The following is a 15,940-nucleotide window of genomic DNA, read 5'->3' as shown; positions in this document are numbered from 1 at the left end:
TATCACCACGAGCCAACCCACCCCAAAGATCAACAAGTGCGGACGACGGTGGATTCAGGCTGAGGGGCCCTCGCGACACGTTCGCCGCGCAGGGCCCGACGCGTCGCCCCGACCGCGACGTACGGGATACTCCCGGGCACCGGGCGTGGTTCCGCGCGGCCGGGGAGAACGTGACAGGAGGCTCGCAGGATGAGCGACGACCGGGGTCGCCAGGGCGGCGGCGCGCTTCGGCCCGGGAACGTCGGGCGGGCCGACCCGCACGCCGATCCCGCGACCGACCCGTCGCTGCGTCCGGTGGAGACGAGCGACCCCTCGGGCGGGCCCACGCTGCCGGTCCCGTCCGACCCGTCCGGCGGGCCGACCGTCCCGGTGCGGATTCCCGACCAGGAACCGTCGTCGGAGGCGGAGCGTCCGTCGCGGCAGGCGCAGCGCCCCGCGGCGCCGCGGTCGCGGCTGTCCGGACTGTGGGTCGGGCTGATCTTCTCGGCCCTGGTGCTGCTCCTGCTGCTGATCTTCATCCTGCAGAACCTGCAGACCGTCGACGTCCACTTCCTGGGTGCCGCGGGCCGGCTCCCCACGGGCGTGGCGCTGCTGTTCGCGGCGATCGCCGGCATCCTGCTCGTCGCGATCCCCGGTTCGCTGCGCATCCTGCAGCTGCGCCGGGCGGCCCGTCGCGCCCGTCCCGGAAAGGCCCGCTGACGTGCTGAACATCGCCGGCACCCCGCTGCCCGTCGTCGGCCGGGCCCGCATGTACGTGTGCGGGATCACCCCGTACGACACGACCCACCTCGGGCACGCCGCCACGTTCGTCTGGGCCGACGTCGCCGCGCGGGTGCTGCGCCACGTCGGTGTCGACGTCGACGTCTGCCGCAACGTCACCGACGTCGACGACGTGCTCGACGCCGCCGCGGCCCGCGCGGGCGCCCGCTACGACAGCTTCGCGGCCGTCCAGCAGTTCCGCTTCGAACGCGACATGGCCGCGTTGGGCGTCCGCCGCCCGACGTACGAGCCGCGCGCGCACGTCCACGTCGCGCAGGTCGTCGAGCTCGCCGAGGCGCTGCTGGAGCGCGGCGCGGCCTACCACCGCGACGGCACGGTCTGGTTCCGCGGCGCGGGGGTGCGCGAGCGCGCCGGACTGGCCGCCGACGAGGCGGCCGCGCTCGCCGACGAGTTCGGCGACCGCCGCGACGACGGTCGCGACGACCCCGCCGACGTCGTCATCTGGCGGGTGGCCGGGCATGGTGAACCGGCGTGGCCGAGTCCGTGGGGGGAGGGCAGGCCCGGCTGGCACGCCGAGTGCGCGGCGATGTCGCTGACGACGCTGGGCCCCGCGCTCGACCTGCACGTCGGGGGCGCCGATCTGCGGTACCCGCACCACGCCTACGAGGCCGCGATGGCCGAGGCCGTCACGGGCGTCACCCCGTTCGCGCGGGCGTGGCTGCACGTCGGCACGGTCCGGATCGACGGCCGGAAGATGGCCAAGTCCGCGGGGAACCTCGTGCTGGTCTCCGACGTCCTGGCCGACCGGCCCGCGGCGGCGCTGCGGCTGCTGCTCGTCGACCGCCCCTGGGCGCAGACCTGGGACTACCGCGACGAGGACCTCCGCGCGGCCGAGACCCGGCTGGAGGCGCTCTACGCGGCCGCGTCGCACGGGGTCACCGAGAACCCCGTGGCCTCCGCAGAGGTCACCGCCGCTCTGCTCGACGACCTCGACGTCCCCCGCGCCCTTGCCGTCGCGCAGGAGGCGGGCGGGACCGCCGCCCGGCAGGTGCTGTCCGTCCTGGGCCTCGGCGGCTGATCGCCGCCCGCGTTGTGTGCGCCGGGCCCGGGCGCCGGGCCGGGCGCAACCTGACGGTCGTCGAGTCCGTCGGGGGGAGCAGCCTGGTCGCGGCCGGCGGACCGGGCGCAACCTGACCGTCGTCGGACCCGGCCGGGGGGAGCAGCCAGGTTGCGGCCGGTCCGGCCGGGTGGCGTTACGCGGCGCTGGAGCGGTTCCCGCCGGACCGCCGGGCGCCGCCGCTGCGTCCGCGCGCTCCGGACCGGCCGCCCTGCGTGCCGCCCGGAGCACCGGCACCCTGGCGGGGCCGCGACCGTCGGCCCTGGCCGCGCGGCTGCTGCGGCGCGGGCCGCGGCTCGACGACGGCGATTCCGCTGGGCTCGCGCGCGCCCGTGACCCGCTGCAGCGTCGCCGACCCCGGCGCCGCGTCGTGGACCGTCGGCCGGACGCCCGCCTGGCGGGTCAGCGTGTCGACGTCGCGACGCTCCTCCGGCGTCACCAGCGTGACGACGGTGCCCGACTCGCCGCCGCGCGCGGTGCGGCCGGCGCGGTGGAGGTAGTCCTTCGGGTCGCCCGGCGGGTCGATGTGCACGACGAGGCTCACGTCGTCGACGTGGATGCCGCGGGCGGCGACGTCCGTCGCGACGAGGACGGGCGTGCGCCCCTCCTTGAAGTCGGCGATCGCGCGGTTGCGCTGGTTCTGCGACTTGCCGCCGTGCAGCCCCGCGGCGGACACCCCGTCGCGGCGTAGATTGCGGACCCACCGGTCGACGCCGTGCTTGGTGCGCGCGAACAGGATCGTCCGCCCGTCGCGCGCGGCGATCTCGGCGACGACCCTGGCCTTCGTCACGGAGTCGACCAGCAGCAGGTGATGGTCCATCGTGTCGACGGCGGCCGTGGCCGACGCGACGGCACGCGTCACCGGGTCGTGCAGGTAGCGCGACACGAGCGCGGCGACGTCGCCGTCGAGCGTCGCGGAGAACAGCAGCCGCTGCCCGTCGGCGGGGGTGAGGTCGAGAATGGCCCGGACCTGGGGCAGGAACCCCATGTCCGCCATGCGGTCCGCCTCGTCGATCGCGGTGACCTCGATGCCGGACAGGTCGGCGGTGCGCTGGTTGGTGTGGTCGGTGAGCCGTCCGGGCGTCGCGACGAGGAGGTCGACGCCGCGGGCCAGCGCGTCGGCCTGGCGGTTGAACGACAGCCCCCCGACGACGGCGGCGGCGCGCAGCCCCAGCGCGCGGGCGAACGGGTCGAGCGCGTCGACGACCTGCTGGGCGAGCTCACGAGTCGGCACCAGGACGAGACCGCGGGGGCGCCGGGCGACGGCGCGACCCCCGGCCAGCCGGGACAGCAGGGCGAGGCCGAACGCGAGCGTCTTGCCGGAGCCGGTCTGACCGCGGCCCAGCAGGTCGCGGCCGGCGAGGGTGACGGGCAGCGTCGCGGCCTGGATCGGGAACGGCGCGGTGAAGCCCTCGGCGTCGAGGGTGCGCAGGACGGCCTCGGGGAGCCCGAGCTCCGCGAAGGTCGGGAGGCCGGACGCGGGAGCCGCCCACAGCTCCTCGACCGGCATTGCGGTGGACGGACGGACCGCGGCGGCGGTGCGCGACGAGCCGTGCGCGCGGGAGCGGCCGCCGGACGGGCGCCGGGGCCGGCCCTGGCCGCTGCGGGCACGGGTGGTGGAGCCCGACGAGCGGGCGGGCTGGGGAGCCAAGAGAACCTCCGGGACGTGGCACGTCACGGAGCAGCCGACGACCGTCGGGACGACGGACGGGCGATCGCGGCGACGAGCCCGGGCGCGACGCAGCGCCCACGATGGTGAAGCTTCGGACGCGTCCGCTGCGGGTTCGACGAAGGTGTCACCGGGCCGGGTTCGGCCGGGCCGGACGCTCTGATCCACCCTACCCGAGCGTCCGGCCCCGGCCTCACCGGTGTGACGAGCCCGGCTGGGCGATACCCAGCTCGGCGAGCAGGTCGTCGAACAGCGCGTCGCGGGCCGCAACGGCGTCCGGCAGCCCGCGCGCGGCGAACCACTCCGTGATGCGGTCGACGTCGCGCCCAAGGTAGGACGGTCCGAACGGGTTGCCGACGACGTCGACGACCTGCGGGAGATCGATCAGGACGAGCCGGCCGCGGTCGACCAGCACGTTGAACGCCGACAGGTCGCCGTGCGTGAGGCCCTGGCGTGCCAGGCCGCGCAGCGCCTCGCCGAGCTGCGCCCACAGGTCGGCGAGCTCGTCGGCGTCGGGTCGCAGCTGCGCGAGCCGGGGCGCGGCGGCGGTCCCCGACCCGACGAACTCCAGCAGCACCTCGGTATCCTCGACCGACACCGGGTAGGGGACGGGCACGCCGGCCGTCCACAGCGTCGCGAGCGCGGCGAACTCGGCCCGCGCCCACTGGCCGGCGAGCAGGTCGCGGCCGAAGCCGGTGCGCCCGGCCATCGCCCGGGTCTCGCGGGACCGTCGGACGCGCCGGCCCTGCAGGTATCCGGCGTCGCGATGGAACATGCGGTGCTCGGGCGAGCGGTACCGCTTGGCGGCCACCAGCATCCCGTCCGTGCCGGGCACCGCCCGGCGCAGCAGGTGGACGTCGGCCTCCTTGCCCGTCTTGAGCACACCGAGCTCGGTGTCGACGGCGCCGGTCGCGGTCACCACCCAGCCGGGGCGGGGCTCGGGGCCCTTGTCGGCACCGTCCCATGTCGACCAGCGGTCACCCTCGGGCGGACCGTCGATCTCCGCACCGGCGCGCCCGTCGAGCTCGACGGGGGGCGGGTCGTCGCGGCGGCGGCGCCGGGTGAGGTCGTGCTCGACGTCGTCGTACTCGTCGTCGAAGCGGCGGCGGGGGCGCCGGCCGCGGGTGTGGGAACCGTCGTGCGAAGGCACCGGTGGGTCTCCTGACCGGAAGGGCCCCACCTGACGGCGCGCTACGACGGCGCGTGGACCAGCGGTGGGGCGCGGAAGGGACGAGGACGCGCCAGGTCCCGGGCGGCGGTCGACATCGGGCACCTCCTGGGGTCTCGTCTCATCCGGCCGGGAGCGATCCTGGCGGGTCCCCGCCCCGGCCCGCAACGCGATTTCGTCTCGCGGGCCCCGACGAAGGCACGGTTGCGGCCGAGGATCCGTGCGCAACCCGAGCGCTGCTCACGGGCACGCGGCCAGCAGTGAGGTTGCGGCCGACGATTGCGGCGCAACGTCAGCGCTGAACCCGAGCGGCGGGGCAGCAGTGAGGTTGCGGCCGGAGGTCGTCGGACCGGCCGTGCTCCGGGTCGGGTGGGGTGGCGGCGGACGGAGGGTCAGGGGCGGGGCGTCGGCTGCTCGGCCAGCGCCGCGAGCGTCGCCGGGTCCTGCAACCCCATCCACTCGATGACCTCGGAGTACGTGGCGCACACCGTCTCCGGCCGGGTGCACACCTCGCCCATGAACGTCTCGACGGCGGTGCTGAAGGCGCCGCCGTTCCAGTCGTTGAAGTGGTTGCCGACGACGAGCGGCGCCCGGTTCCCGGCGAGCGCGGCGTCGTAGGCGCGGAAGTAGGCCCCGACGGTCCACTCGGTGAACTGCCCGGCCTTCTCGGGCTCCTCCTTCGCGCCGTTCATCGAGTACCAGAGGTTGTAGTCCATCATGATCACCCGCTTGCCCAGGGCGGTGACGGTCACGGCGGGCATCGGGAACTCCCACACGCCGTCGACCTGGGACGGCCAGGTCAGCGCGCCCGAGGTCGTGCTGGAGTCGTAGACCAGCCCGTGGCTGCGCATCGCGGGGAGCAGCGCGTCCCGCTTGCCCTCCAGGCAGGGGGTACGGCCGCCGCGCACCGTCCCGTCGGGCAGGTCGAGTCCGGGGGCCTCGCGGACGAACCGGAAGAACTGGTCGAGCTCGGAGTTCCACTGCGCCGTCGTCCACTTCCCGACGCTCGGTTCCGAGCCGGCGCAGAAGTGCCCGTTGTAATGGGTGCCGATCTCGTGGCCGTCGGCGAGCGCGGTGTGCAGGTTCGCGATCCGCGTCTCGATGTCGGCGGCGCTGCCGCCGAACCCGACCGACGAGGCGCCCGGGTGGTGGCCGGGTCCGGTGTAGCGGGAGCGCTCGGCGCTCGGCACGAGGTACAGCCCGGTCAGGAACCCGGTGACGTGCGCGTTCGACTTCTTGGCCAGCGGCAGGATGCGCTTCCAGTGGCTGTCGGAGCCGGCGCCGTCGAAGGAGAAGAGCACGAACTGCGGGGGGCGTTCACCCGGGTCGAGCGGACGCATCCACGCCGGCGGTCCGGGGGGCGGCTGCGGATCCTCCGACGTCGGTGCGGCCGCCGACGCGCTCCCCGCCTCCTCGACCTTCGGCGCGCTCAGCGCCATCGTCAGGAACAGTGCGGCCGCGCCGAGCGCGAGCCCGATCGCGACGTTGCTCGTCGCGCGCGACCTGCGCATCGAGCTCCCCCCTCACCTGCCCGCGGAACGGGCGCCGCCCTCGCTCGACGCTAGCCGGATGATCACGCGGATCGGACACATCGGGCCCGCGTGTCGTCGACCACACGCGCGACGACCGACCCGGAACGATCAAGTCAGGACGATCACCCCCGGACGATCACCCCGGGACGATCACCTCGAGCGCGCTGCCCCGGCGTTCGACGCGCATCCCGGCCCGCCGCGCGATCGCCGCGACCCCCGCGGCGTCGGCGGGCTCGGCGCGACTCCCGGCCAGCACCCGGGCCAGCGCGCCCTTGTGCGCCTTGTTGAAATGGCTGACGACGCCGCGGCTGCCGTCGGGCTTCTCGGCCAGCACGGTCACCGTGACCGCGCCGGGGACGCGGCCGAGTGCCGCGTAGGAGCCCGAGCGCAGGTCGACCACCAGGTCATCGCCGGCGAGCCCCGCGAGCACGGGGTCGAGCGCGGGCCGCCAGCGCGCGGCGAGCGTGCCGCCCGCGGGCAGCGCGGAGCCCGCGGACAGGCGGTACGCGGGGATGGGGTCGTCGGCCCGGACCAGTCCGAACAACGCCGACCCGACGGCGAGCCGGGCCCGCGCGCGGGCGGCCGCGGCGCCCCGCAGGGTCGTCACGTCGAGGGCGTCGTAGAGGACGCCGGTGTAGCGGTGCAGTGCCGGCATCGTCGGTGCGGACCACAGGGCGGCGTTGCGGGCGATCTCGTCGTCCTGCCGGGGCGAGAGCCCGAGCGCGGTCCGGGCCGCGGCGGGGTCGGCCGCCAGCTCGACGAGCTCGTCGGCCAGCTCCTTGCGCGTGCCGCCCAGCTCGGGGAACGACAGCGCGTCCAACCGCAGCGGGGGACCGTCCCCGCCGTCGCGCTTGGTCTCCGAGGGGGGCAGCAGCACGAGCACGACGCGAGACGCTACCAACGTGGGTGAGCCCGGTTGTGCGCCCGCGGCGGCACCCGATACGTTCGGTCGGTGATCTGCCTCGTGGCGCGCCTGCATGTCGACACCATGCGGGTGACGAGCGCGGCCTGTTGCGGCCGTTGACCCGGCCCGCCGACGACCCGTGCGCCCTCGGGCCGGGGCGCGGTGCCGGGGTCGGCTCCGCCGGGCTCCGAGGAGGTCACCGGACGGATCGCCGACCCGCACCCGTGCCGCCGGGCGCGCAGCCGCCGGACCCCATCCGTTTCCGCCCTCACGCAGGAGAGTCATCGTGACCGAGCCCACCGACCCGACCGCCGCCTGGTCCTTCGAGACCAAGCAGGTGCACGCGGGTGCCACCGCGGACCCCACCACCGGCGCCCGGGCGACCCCGATCTACCAGACGACCTCGTACACCTTCCGCGACAGCGACCACGCCGCCGCGCTGTTCGGCCTCACCGAGCTGGGCAACATCTACACCCGGATCATGAACCCGACGCAGGACGTGCTCGAGCAGCGCGTCGCCGCGCTCGAGGGCGGCATCGGCGCGGTCGCGCTGGCGTCGGGCCAGGCCGCGCAGACCCTCGCGATCCTCAACGTCGCCGAGGCCGGCGACCACTTCGTCTCCAGCGCCTCGCTCTACGGCGGCACCTACAACCTGTTCCACTACACGCTGCCCAAGCTCGGCATCGAGGTCACGTTCGTCGACGACCCCGACGACGCCGACGAGTGGCGCCGCGCGGTCCGGCCGAACACCAAGGCGTTCTACGCCGAGACGATCGGCAACCCGCGCAGCAACGTGCTCGACATCCGGCTGGTGGCCGACCTCGCCCACGAGGCGGGCGTCCCGCTGATCGTCGACAACACGGTCCCGACGCCGTACCTGTCGCGCCCGATCGAGCACGGCGCCGACATCGTCGTCCACTCGCTGACGAAGTTCCTCGGCGGCCACGGCACGTCGATCGGCGGCATCGTCGTCGACTCCGGCAACTTCGACTGGGGCGCGCACGCCGACAAGTACCCGGGTCTGACGACGGCCGACCCGAGCTACCACGGCCTCAACTACTGGGAGGCGCTCGGCCCGCTGTCGTTCCTGATCAAGCTGCGGGTCCAGCTGCTGCGCGACGTCGGCCCGGCCATCGCCCCGCTCAACAGCTTCCTGATCATCCAGGGCATCGAGACGCTGTCGCTGCGCCTGGAGCGGCACGTGCAGAACGCGCAGGCCGTCGCGGAGTGGCTCGAGGCGCGCGACGAGGTCGAGACCGTCTACTACGCCGGTCTGCCGTCGAGCCCCTGGCACGCGGCGCAGCAGAAGTACCTGCCCAAGGGTGCGGGCGCGGTCGTCGCGTTCGACATCCGGGGCGGCGTCGAGGCGGGCAAGCGGTTCGTCGACGCGCTGGAGCTGCACAGCCACCTCGCCAACATCGGCGACGTGCGCAGCCTGGTCATCCACCCGGCCAGCACCACCCACAGCCAGCTCTCCGGCGAGGAGCAGCTGTCGACGGGTGTCGGCCCCGGCCTGATCCGGCTGTCCGTCGGCCTCGAGGGCATCGAGGACATCAAGGCCGACCTCGACGCGGGCTTCCGCGCGGCCAAGGGCGCCTGAGCGAGGTCACGATCACCGCGAATCCCGACGTCCTCCCTCCCGCCAGCGGTGCCTGGCGGGAGGGGGACGCCCCCGGCCGTCGTCAGTGGGTGGAGCTGCCCGGTGCGCTCCGCCTGGAGGCGGGTGGCGAGCTGCCCGGCGTCCGCCTCGCCTACGAGACCTGGGGGACGCTGAACCCGACGCGGTCCAACGCGGTGCTCGTGCTGCACGCCCTCACCGGCGACAGCCACGTCGCCGGCCCGGCCGAGCCCGGGCACCCCACCGCAGGCTGGTGGGAGGCGCTCGTCGGGCCGGGCCGCGCGCTCGACCCGGCCGAGTGGTTCGTGGTGGCGCCCAACGTGATCGGCGGCTGCCAGGGGACGACCGGGCCGTCGTCGACCGCGTCCGACGGGGTGCCGTGGGGCAGCCGGTTCCCGCTGGTGACCGCGCGCGACACCGTCGCCGCGGAGGTCGTGCTGGCCGACGCGCTCGGGATCGACGCCTGGGCCTGCGTCATCGGCGGTTCGATGGGCGGCATGCGGGCGCTGGAGTGGGCGGCGTGCGAGCCCGACCGGGTGCGCAGGCTGTTCGTCCTGGCCGCACCCGCCGCCACCTCGGCCGACCAGATCGGGTGGGCCGCGCCGCAGCTGGCCGCGATCCGGGCCGACCCGGGCTGGAACGGCGGCGACTACCACGACCTCCCGCCGGGCAAGGGCCCGCACGCGGGGCTCGGCGTCGCGCGCCGGATCGCGCACCTGAGCTACCGCAGCGGCTTCGAGCTCGCCAGCCGGTTCGGCCGCGAGGCGCAGCCCGGCGAGGACCCCTGGCGCGGCGGCCGCTACTCCGTCGAGTCCTACCTGGACCACCACGCCGACAAGCTGGTGGCGCGCTTCGACGCGGCGTCCTACGTCCGGCTCACCGAGCTGATGAACGCCCACGACGTCGGGCGCGACCGTGGGGGCGTCGCGGCGGCGCTGCGCCGGGTGCGGGCGACGACGTACGTCGCCGGGGTGAACTCCGACCGGCTCTACCCGCTGGAACAGCAGATCGAGCTGGCCGAGGGCATCCCGGGGGCGCGGCTGCAAGTGATCGACACCCCCTACGGTCACGACGGCTTCCTCATCGAGGACGAGATCGTCGGCTCGCTGCTGCGGGAGCTGCTCGCCGAGTAAGGCTATCCTCACCCGCATGAGGGTGATCGGGACCGAGGCCGAACTGCGCGAGGTGGTCTCCGAGCCGCCCGCCGCCATCGCCGACAAGGCGATCGACCACGTCGACGAGGAGTCGGGCCGGTTCATCGCCGCCAGCCCGCTCTTCCTGCTGGCGACCTCGGCGGCCGACGGCACCGTCGACGTCTCTCCCCGCGGGGACCCGCCCGGCAGCGTCGTCGTGCTCGACGAGCGGACCCTCGTCTTCGGCGACCGCAAGGGCAACCACCGGCTCGACAGCATGCGCAACATCCTGACCAACCCGCAGGTCGGGATGCTGTTCCTGATCCCGGGCATCGGTGACGTCATCCGGGTCAACGGCCGGGCCCGCATCGTCGCCGAGGCCGACTGGCTGCCGCGGCTGACGGTGCAGGGCTCGACGCCGGCGCTCGCGGTGGAGGTCACGGTCGAGGAGCTGTTCCTGCACTGCAGCAAAGCCGTGGCCCGCTCGGCGGTGTGGGACACCGCGACGTGGCCGGCGCGCACGGCAGTGCCGTCGGCGGGCACGATCGTGCGCAGCCAGCACCCGACGGTGAATGTCCCGGCGAAGGTCATCGACGCCGCCCTCGCGTCCGACGCCGAGCTCAACCGGTACTGAGACCTGGTCCCAAGACTCAGAACGCACCACGCCGGCCCTACTCACGCCGGCCTGCACCGGGAGACGAGCACTCTCGTCGGGACGTGATCGGCCATCGGTGGGGCCGTCTCGTCAGAGGCGTTCGACGCGGTCGGCCTGCGGGCCCCGGTCGCTCTGACGCACCGCGTACCGGACCCGGTCACCCTTCTGCAGCGGCTCCGACCCCATGATCACGGACACGTGGGCGAAGAGATCGTCGCCGCCTGCGTCCGGGGTGATGAAGCCGAAGCCGCGCTCTTCGTCGTAGCGCGCGACGACGCCCTCGCCGCCTCGTACGGGCGCGTCCCGCGCCGCCGGCCCTGCGGCCGCGGCAGGTGCCGACCGCTGCGGCGCCGTCCGGGGCCCGGCGCCCCGGACCAGGTGCACGTCGCGGGCCTGCGGGCCCTTCTCTCCACTGGCCACCTCGTAGGCGACGCGGTCGCCCTCCGCGAGCCACGTCAGCCCCTCGGCCAGGGCCCGGGCGTGAACGAAGACGTCCCCGGCACCGGAGTCGGGGTCGATGAAGCCGAAGCCCTTGTCCTCGTCGTACCAGGCCACCGTGCCGTCGGCACCGTCCGCGCTGCCGGCCGCAGCGGGTGAGCCGGCCCCCGCTCCCAGCGGGATCACGTGCCCGGCCTGCGGGCCGCGCTCGCCTTCGACGATCAGGAAGGCCACCCGCTGCCCCTCGGTGACCACGCCGCCGGTCACGATGGCGGAGCTGTGCACGAAGATGTCGGCGCCGCCGCCGTCCGGCGACGCGAAGCCGTACCCCTTGCCCGGCTCGTACCAGCTGACGGTGCCGAGCAGGCCCACGGCGCTGCCGGTGGTCGCGTCGGCGGTGACGCGAACGCGCAGGGCCTGGGGCCCGCGGTCGTTCTCGCCGATCTCGAACACGACGGCCTGACCCTCGCGGAGCGCTTTCGCGCCGCCGCCCCCGACGATCTCGGAGGCGTGCACGAACACGTCCGGCGAGCCGTCCTCGGGCGCGAGGAAGCCGAAACCCCGGTCGGCGTCGAACCAACGGACGGTCCCCTGCGGCATCAACGGCTCCAGATCGAGAGGGCGGGCACTGGCCCCCAGTCTCTCCGACGGACCTCGCGGTCCGTCGAGACGGGCCCACACGCGGGCGGTACGGAGCAAGGGGCGGGCCGTTGGTCCACCCAGCGACACACCGAGTTACGAGACCGGGTCCGAGCCGAATGGCCGCGGCGGCGCCCGGCCGGTCGGCGACCCGGAACCGGGGCGACGTCGTCGCGGGGGCGTCGCTACCCTTGCGCGCGTGTTGACCAGGATGTCGTCGCTGTTCCTCCGCACCCTCCGCGAGGACCCGGCCGACGCGGAGGTGCCGAGCCACAAGCTGCTCGTCCGCGCCGGCTACGTCCGCCGCGTCGCGCCGGGCGTCTACTCCTGGCTGCCGCTCGGCCTGCGCGTGCTGCGCAGGATCGAGGAGATCGTGCGCGAGGAGATGGACGCCATCGGCGCCCAGGAGATCCAGTTCCCCGCGCTGCTCCCGCGCGACCCCTACGAGTCGACGAACAGGTGGACCGAGTACGGCCCGAACCTGTTCCGGCTCAAGGACCGCAAGGGAAACGACTATCTGCTGGGCCCCACGCACGAGGAGCTCTTCACGCTCGCGGTGAAGGGCGAGTACTCGTCGTACAAGGACTATCCGGTCATCCTGTACCAGATCCAGAACAAGTACCGCGACGAGGAGCGGCCGCGGGCGGGCATCCTGCGCGGCCGGGAGTTCCTCATGAAGGACTCCTACTCGTTCGACCTGTCCGACGAGGGGCTCTCCGAGTCCTACGCCCTGCACCGCAAGGCCTACGTCAAGGTGTTCGACCGGTTGTCGCTGCGCTACGTCATCGTCTCGGCGACGTCGGGTGCGATGGGGGGCTCGGCGTCGGAGGAGTTCCTCGCCGAGGCCGAGACCGGCGAGGACACCTACGTGCGGTCGGAGTCGGGATACGCGGCCAACGTCGAGGCCGTCGTGACCCCCGCACCGCCGGCACAGCCTGTCGACGACAAGCCCGCCGCGCAGGTGCACCACACCCCGGACACCCCGACGATCGAGTCGCTCGTCGCGTTCCTCAACGGCGCGGGGCTCGGCCGTGAGTTCACCGCGGCCGACACCCTCAAGAACGTGATGGTCAAGCTGCGGCAGCCGGGGTCCGACGAGTGGGAGCTGCTCGGCGTCGGCGTTCCGGGCGACCGCGAGGTCGACATGAAGCGTCTGGAGGCCTCGCTCGCGCCCGCCGAGGTGGCGCTGCTGGAGGACAAGGACTTCGCCGCCAGCTCGTTCCTCGTCAAGGGCTACATCGGGCCGGGCGCGCTGGCGGCCAACGGGGTGCGCTACCTCGTCGACCCCCGCATCGTCACGGGCACGGCGTGGGTCACGGGCGCCGACAAGCACGACCACCACGTCGTCGACCTGGTCGTGGGCCGCGACTTCACCCCCGACGGCACGATCGAGGCCGCCGAGGTCCGCGACGGCGACCCCTCGCCCGACGGCAGGGGCACGCTCGAGTCCGCGCGCGGCATCGAGATCGGCCACATCTTCCAGCTCGGCCGCAAGTACACGAACGCGTTCGGGCTCGACGCGCTCGGCCCCGACTCCAAGCCCGTCCGCATCACGATGGGCTCGTACGGGATCGGCGTCTCCCGGCTGGTGGCCGTCATCGCCGAGCAGAGCCACGACGAGTCCGGGCTCGTGTGGCCGCGGGCCGTCTCGCCCTACGACGTGCACGTCGTCGTCGCCGGCAAGAACGAGGAGATCACCGCGGGCGGCGAGAAGCTCGCGGCGGAGCTCGAGGCCGCCGGTCTCTCGGTGCTCCTCGACGACCGCAAGGCCTCGCCCGGGGTGAAGTTCGCCGACGCCGAGCTCGTCGGGGTGCCGACGATCGTCGTCGTCGGTCGGGGTCTGGCCGACGGCAAGATCGAGGTCAAGGACCGGCGCAGCGGCGAGCGCGAGGAGATCGCCCTCGACGGCGCGGTCGCGCACCTGGTGGGAGTCGTCCGCAGCTGACCGTGAGCACAGCCGGCTCACAGGTCGTTCCCAGCCGGCACCGGGGTGCATTCGGGACAGTGGTGACGCACCGCCCACCACGTCCGCGAGGAGCACTTCCATGTCCGACCACGACGACTTCGGCGGTATCTCCCGCGACCTGCCCCGGCTCCTCGGCCGTCGCCGGCTGCTGGGGCTGCTCGCGGGCGGTGCCGCCGCGACCCTGGCGGCGGCGTGCACGTCCGGCCCGGCCGGGTCGTCGAGCACCGGGTCGTCGAGCACCGGGTCGTCGAGCGGTGCGTCGGCGGCGTCCGGGGCCGGCGCGATCCCGGCCGAGACCGGCGGCCCCTACCCGGCCGACGGATCCAACGGCCCGAACGTCCTCGACGACGCCGGCATCGTCCGCAGCGACATCCGGTCGAGCTTCGGCTCCTCGACCACGACGGCGCACGGCGTGCCGCTGCGGATCGAGCTGACGCTGACCGACACCGCGGGCGCGGCGCTGCCCGGTGCGGCCGTCTACGTGTGGCACTGCGACCGGGAGGGCCGCTACTCCCTCTACTCCCGCGGGGCGACCGGTGAGAACTACCTGCGCGGCGTCCAGGCCGCCGACCCTGCCGGCAGGTCTCGTTCACCAGCATCTTCCCGGCCTGCTACCAGGGCCGTTGGCCGCACGTCCACTTCGAGGTCTACCGCTCGCTCGCCGACGCGACGTCGTCGGGCAACGCCGTGCGCACCACCCAGCTCGCCTTGCCGAAGGAGACGTGCGAGGCCGTCTACGCGACCGATGGGTACGCGGCGAGCGTCCGCACGCTCGCGCAGGTCTCCCTGGCCTCGGACATGGTCTTCCGCGACGGCTGGGACCGCCAGCTCGCCACGGTGACCGGCGACGTCACGTCCGGCTTCACCGCGAGCCTCCCGGTCGTCGTCTGAGATCAGCCGGGCAGGAAGGACAGCCGCACCGTCCGGACCGGGTTGTCGACGTTGGTGTCGACGAGGCACACGGACTGCCAGGTCCCGAGCGCCGGGCGGCCCGCGAGGACCGGCACGGACATCGACGGGGCGACGATGGCCGGCAGCACGTGGTCGCGCCCGTGCCCGTGGGAGCCGTGCCGGTGCCGCCAGCGGTCGTCGGCCGGCAGCAGCTCGCGCAGCGCGGTGAGCAGGTCGTCGTCGCTCCCCGCGCCGGTCTCGATGACGGCCACCCCCGCGGTCGCGTGCGGCACCCACACGTTGAGCAGTCCCGCGTCGGCGCCGCTCGCGCGCAGGAACGCGTCGATCTCGGAGGTCAGGTCACGCACGGTCTCCGACGTTCCGGTGCGGATCTCGATCAGTTCGCTGTGCACGCGGCCGACCCTACGGCCCGCGCCGGTAGCGTCGGCCCCGTGCGCACGGCCTTCGGCGAGACCTTCGACGTCCCGGACGGGTACCTCAACACCGCGAGCGTCGGCGTCCCGCCGGTGCGGGTCACCGAGGCGGTGCTGGAGTCGGTGCGGCGCTGGGGGAGCGGTGGCTACTCGCCACCGGAGTTCGACGCCCCCGTGGCGACGGCCCGGGCCGCGTTCGCCGCGCTCGTCGGGGTGGCGCCCGCGCAGGTCGCGATCGGGCCGGCGGTCTCGGTCCTGCTCGGCCCGATCGCGGCCGCCGTGCCCGACGGGGCGTCGGTCGTCGTGGCGCGCGGGGAGTTCACCAGCGTCTCGTTCCCGTTCGCGGTCCAGCAGGGCCGCGGGGTGCGTGTGACCGAGGTGGAACCGGACCGGCTCGTCGAGCGGGCGGCCGACGCGGACGTCGTGGCCGTCAGCGTCGTGCAGTCCGGCGACGGCCGGATCGCCGACCTCGACGGACTGCGGGCGGTCCGGGAGCGGCACGGCACCCGGGTCGTCCTCGACGTCACGCAGGCCGCGGGCTGGCTTCCGCTGTCCCTGGGCTGGGCGGACGTCGTGGTCGGCGGCGGGTACAAGTGGCTGCTGAGCCCGCGCGGCACCGCATGGATGGCCGTGCGGCCCGGCAGCGACGCGGCGGAGGCGGTGCCGCACCTCGCGGGCTGGTACGCGAGCGAGCAGCCATGGGGCGGCATCTACGGGCTGCCGCCCGTGCTCGCGGCCGACGCCCGCCGGTTCGACACCTCCCCGGCGTGGACGTGCCAGGTCGGCGCGGCCGAGGTGTTGCCGTGGCTCGCGGGCCTCGACGTCGCCGCCGTGCACGCCCACTGCGCCGGGCTGGCCGACGCGCTGCGCGCGGCGCTGGGGATGCCGCCCGCCGGCTCGGCGATCGTCAGTGTCGCGGCGCCGGACGCGATCGACCGGCTCACCGCGGCCGGGGTGCGCGCGGCCGCTCGCGCGGGGGGTGCGCGGCTCGCGTTCCACCTCTACAACACCGCGGACGACCTCGATCGGGCGATCGACGCCCTCACCTGAGCGGCG

Annotated in this window: 14 protein-coding genes; 8 read left to right on the top strand and 6 right to left on the bottom strand. The window is 74.4% G+C overall.

What is annotated here, in order from left to right; translation table 11 throughout:
• Positions 1-189 precede the first annotated feature (189 nt).
• Together PSD17_RS00270 and PSD17_RS00265 are read left to right on the top strand one after the other, a co-directional pair.
• Entirely contained in the window at positions 190-699 is a 510-nt protein-coding gene (locus PSD17_RS00270) for a lipopolysaccharide assembly protein LapA domain-containing protein (protein ID WP_013676751.1), read from the top strand.
• A 1-nt stretch (position 700) separates the two neighbouring features.
• Positions 701-1,798: a class I tRNA ligase family protein gene (locus PSD17_RS00265; RefSeq protein WP_013676750.1), complete on the top strand. Its 1,098-nt coding sequence runs from the start codon at positions 701-703 to the stop codon at positions 1,796-1,798.
• Positions 1,799-1,973: 175 nt separating this feature from the next.
• On the opposite strand, the gene PSD17_RS00260 is transcribed toward PSD17_RS00265, so the two are convergent.
• From PSD17_RS00260 to yaaA, 4 genes are all read right to left on the bottom strand, one after another.
• Entirely contained in the window at positions 1,974-3,347 is a 1,374-nt protein-coding gene (locus PSD17_RS00260; protein WP_339120835.1) for a DEAD/DEAH box helicase, read from the bottom strand.
• Positions 3,348-3,699: 352 nt separating this feature from the next.
• Positions 3,700-4,656 (bottom strand): serine protein kinase RIO, encoded by a 957-nt coding sequence (locus PSD17_RS00255; RefSeq protein WP_339120833.1) that lies wholly within the window; start codon positions 4,654-4,656, stop codon positions 3,700-3,702.
• Between the two features lie 410 nt (positions 4,657-5,066).
• Positions 5,067-6,185: a polysaccharide deacetylase gene (locus tag PSD17_RS00250; RefSeq protein WP_103381093.1), complete on the bottom strand. Its 1,119-nt coding sequence runs from the start codon at positions 6,183-6,185 to the stop codon at positions 5,067-5,069.
• Between the two features lie 157 nt (positions 6,186-6,342).
• Positions 6,343-7,089, bottom strand: a complete 747-nt coding sequence (gene yaaA, locus PSD17_RS00245; protein ID WP_339120831.1) for a peroxide stress protein YaaA — start codon at positions 7,087-7,089, stop codon at positions 6,343-6,345.
• Between the two features lie 307 nt (positions 7,090-7,396).
• Here yaaA and PSD17_RS00240 point away from each other — a divergent pair, with 307 nt between their 5' ends.
• Genes PSD17_RS00240 through PSD17_RS00230 form a run of 3 tightly spaced genes read left to right on the top strand, consistent with a single transcriptional unit; the run spans position 7,397 to position 10,495 of the window.
• Positions 7,397-8,710 (top strand): bifunctional o-acetylhomoserine/o-acetylserine sulfhydrylase, encoded by a 1,314-nt coding sequence (locus PSD17_RS00240; RefSeq protein WP_013676745.1) that lies wholly within the window; start codon positions 7,397-7,399, stop codon positions 8,708-8,710.
• Entirely contained in the window at positions 8,707-9,861 is a 1,155-nt protein-coding gene (gene metX / locus PSD17_RS00235; protein ID WP_013676744.1) for a homoserine O-acetyltransferase MetX, read from the top strand. The genes PSD17_RS00240 and metX overlap by 4 nt, the downstream gene beginning before the upstream one ends.
• A gap of 16 nt (positions 9,862-9,877) precedes the next feature.
• On the top strand, positions 9,878-10,495 hold the full coding sequence (locus PSD17_RS00230; RefSeq protein WP_013676743.1) for an MSMEG_1061 family FMN-dependent PPOX-type flavoprotein: 618 nt from the start codon (positions 9,878-9,880) through the stop codon (positions 10,493-10,495).
• A 111-nt stretch (positions 10,496-10,606) separates the two neighbouring features.
• Here PSD17_RS00230 and PSD17_RS00225 read toward each other — a convergent pair whose 3' ends face one another.
• Complete coding sequence (locus PSD17_RS00225) at positions 10,607-11,554, bottom strand: cold-shock protein (protein ID WP_339120828.1); 948 nt, start codon at positions 11,552-11,554, stop codon at positions 10,607-10,609.
• Between the two features lie 238 nt (positions 11,555-11,792).
• Here PSD17_RS00225 and PSD17_RS00220 point away from each other — a divergent pair, with 238 nt between their 5' ends.
• Both PSD17_RS00220 and PSD17_RS00215 read left to right on the top strand, forming a co-directional pair.
• Positions 11,793-13,538 (top strand): proline--tRNA ligase, encoded by a 1,746-nt coding sequence (locus PSD17_RS00220; RefSeq protein ID WP_041759978.1) that lies wholly within the window; start codon positions 11,793-11,795, stop codon positions 13,536-13,538.
• Positions 13,539-14,246: 708 nt separating this feature from the next.
• Positions 14,247-14,450, top strand: coding sequence for a hypothetical protein (locus PSD17_RS00215; protein WP_339120824.1), 204 nt, complete (start codon positions 14,247-14,249; stop codon positions 14,448-14,450).
• Positions 14,451-14,452: 2 nt separating this feature from the next.
• On the opposite strand, the gene PSD17_RS00210 is transcribed toward PSD17_RS00215, so the two are convergent.
• Positions 14,453-14,863 (bottom strand): secondary thiamine-phosphate synthase enzyme YjbQ, encoded by a 411-nt coding sequence (locus PSD17_RS00210; protein WP_013676739.1) that lies wholly within the window; start codon positions 14,861-14,863, stop codon positions 14,453-14,455.
• A 39-nt stretch (positions 14,864-14,902) separates the two neighbouring features.
• Here PSD17_RS00210 and PSD17_RS00205 point away from each other — a divergent pair, with 39 nt between their 5' ends.
• Positions 14,903-15,934: an aminotransferase class V-fold PLP-dependent enzyme gene (locus PSD17_RS00205; RefSeq protein WP_103381109.1), complete on the top strand. Its 1,032-nt coding sequence runs from the start codon at positions 14,903-14,905 to the stop codon at positions 15,932-15,934.
• Positions 15,935-15,940: the final 6 nt, after the last annotated feature.

It is taken from the genome of Pseudonocardia sp. D17, assembly GCF_036984265.1.
GTDB lineage: Bacteria > Actinomycetota > Actinomycetes > Mycobacteriales > Pseudonocardiaceae > Pseudonocardia > Pseudonocardia benzenivorans.
Note: the sequence above shows the minus strand (reverse complement) of the source record. Positions and strands in the feature narration are given on the sequence as shown.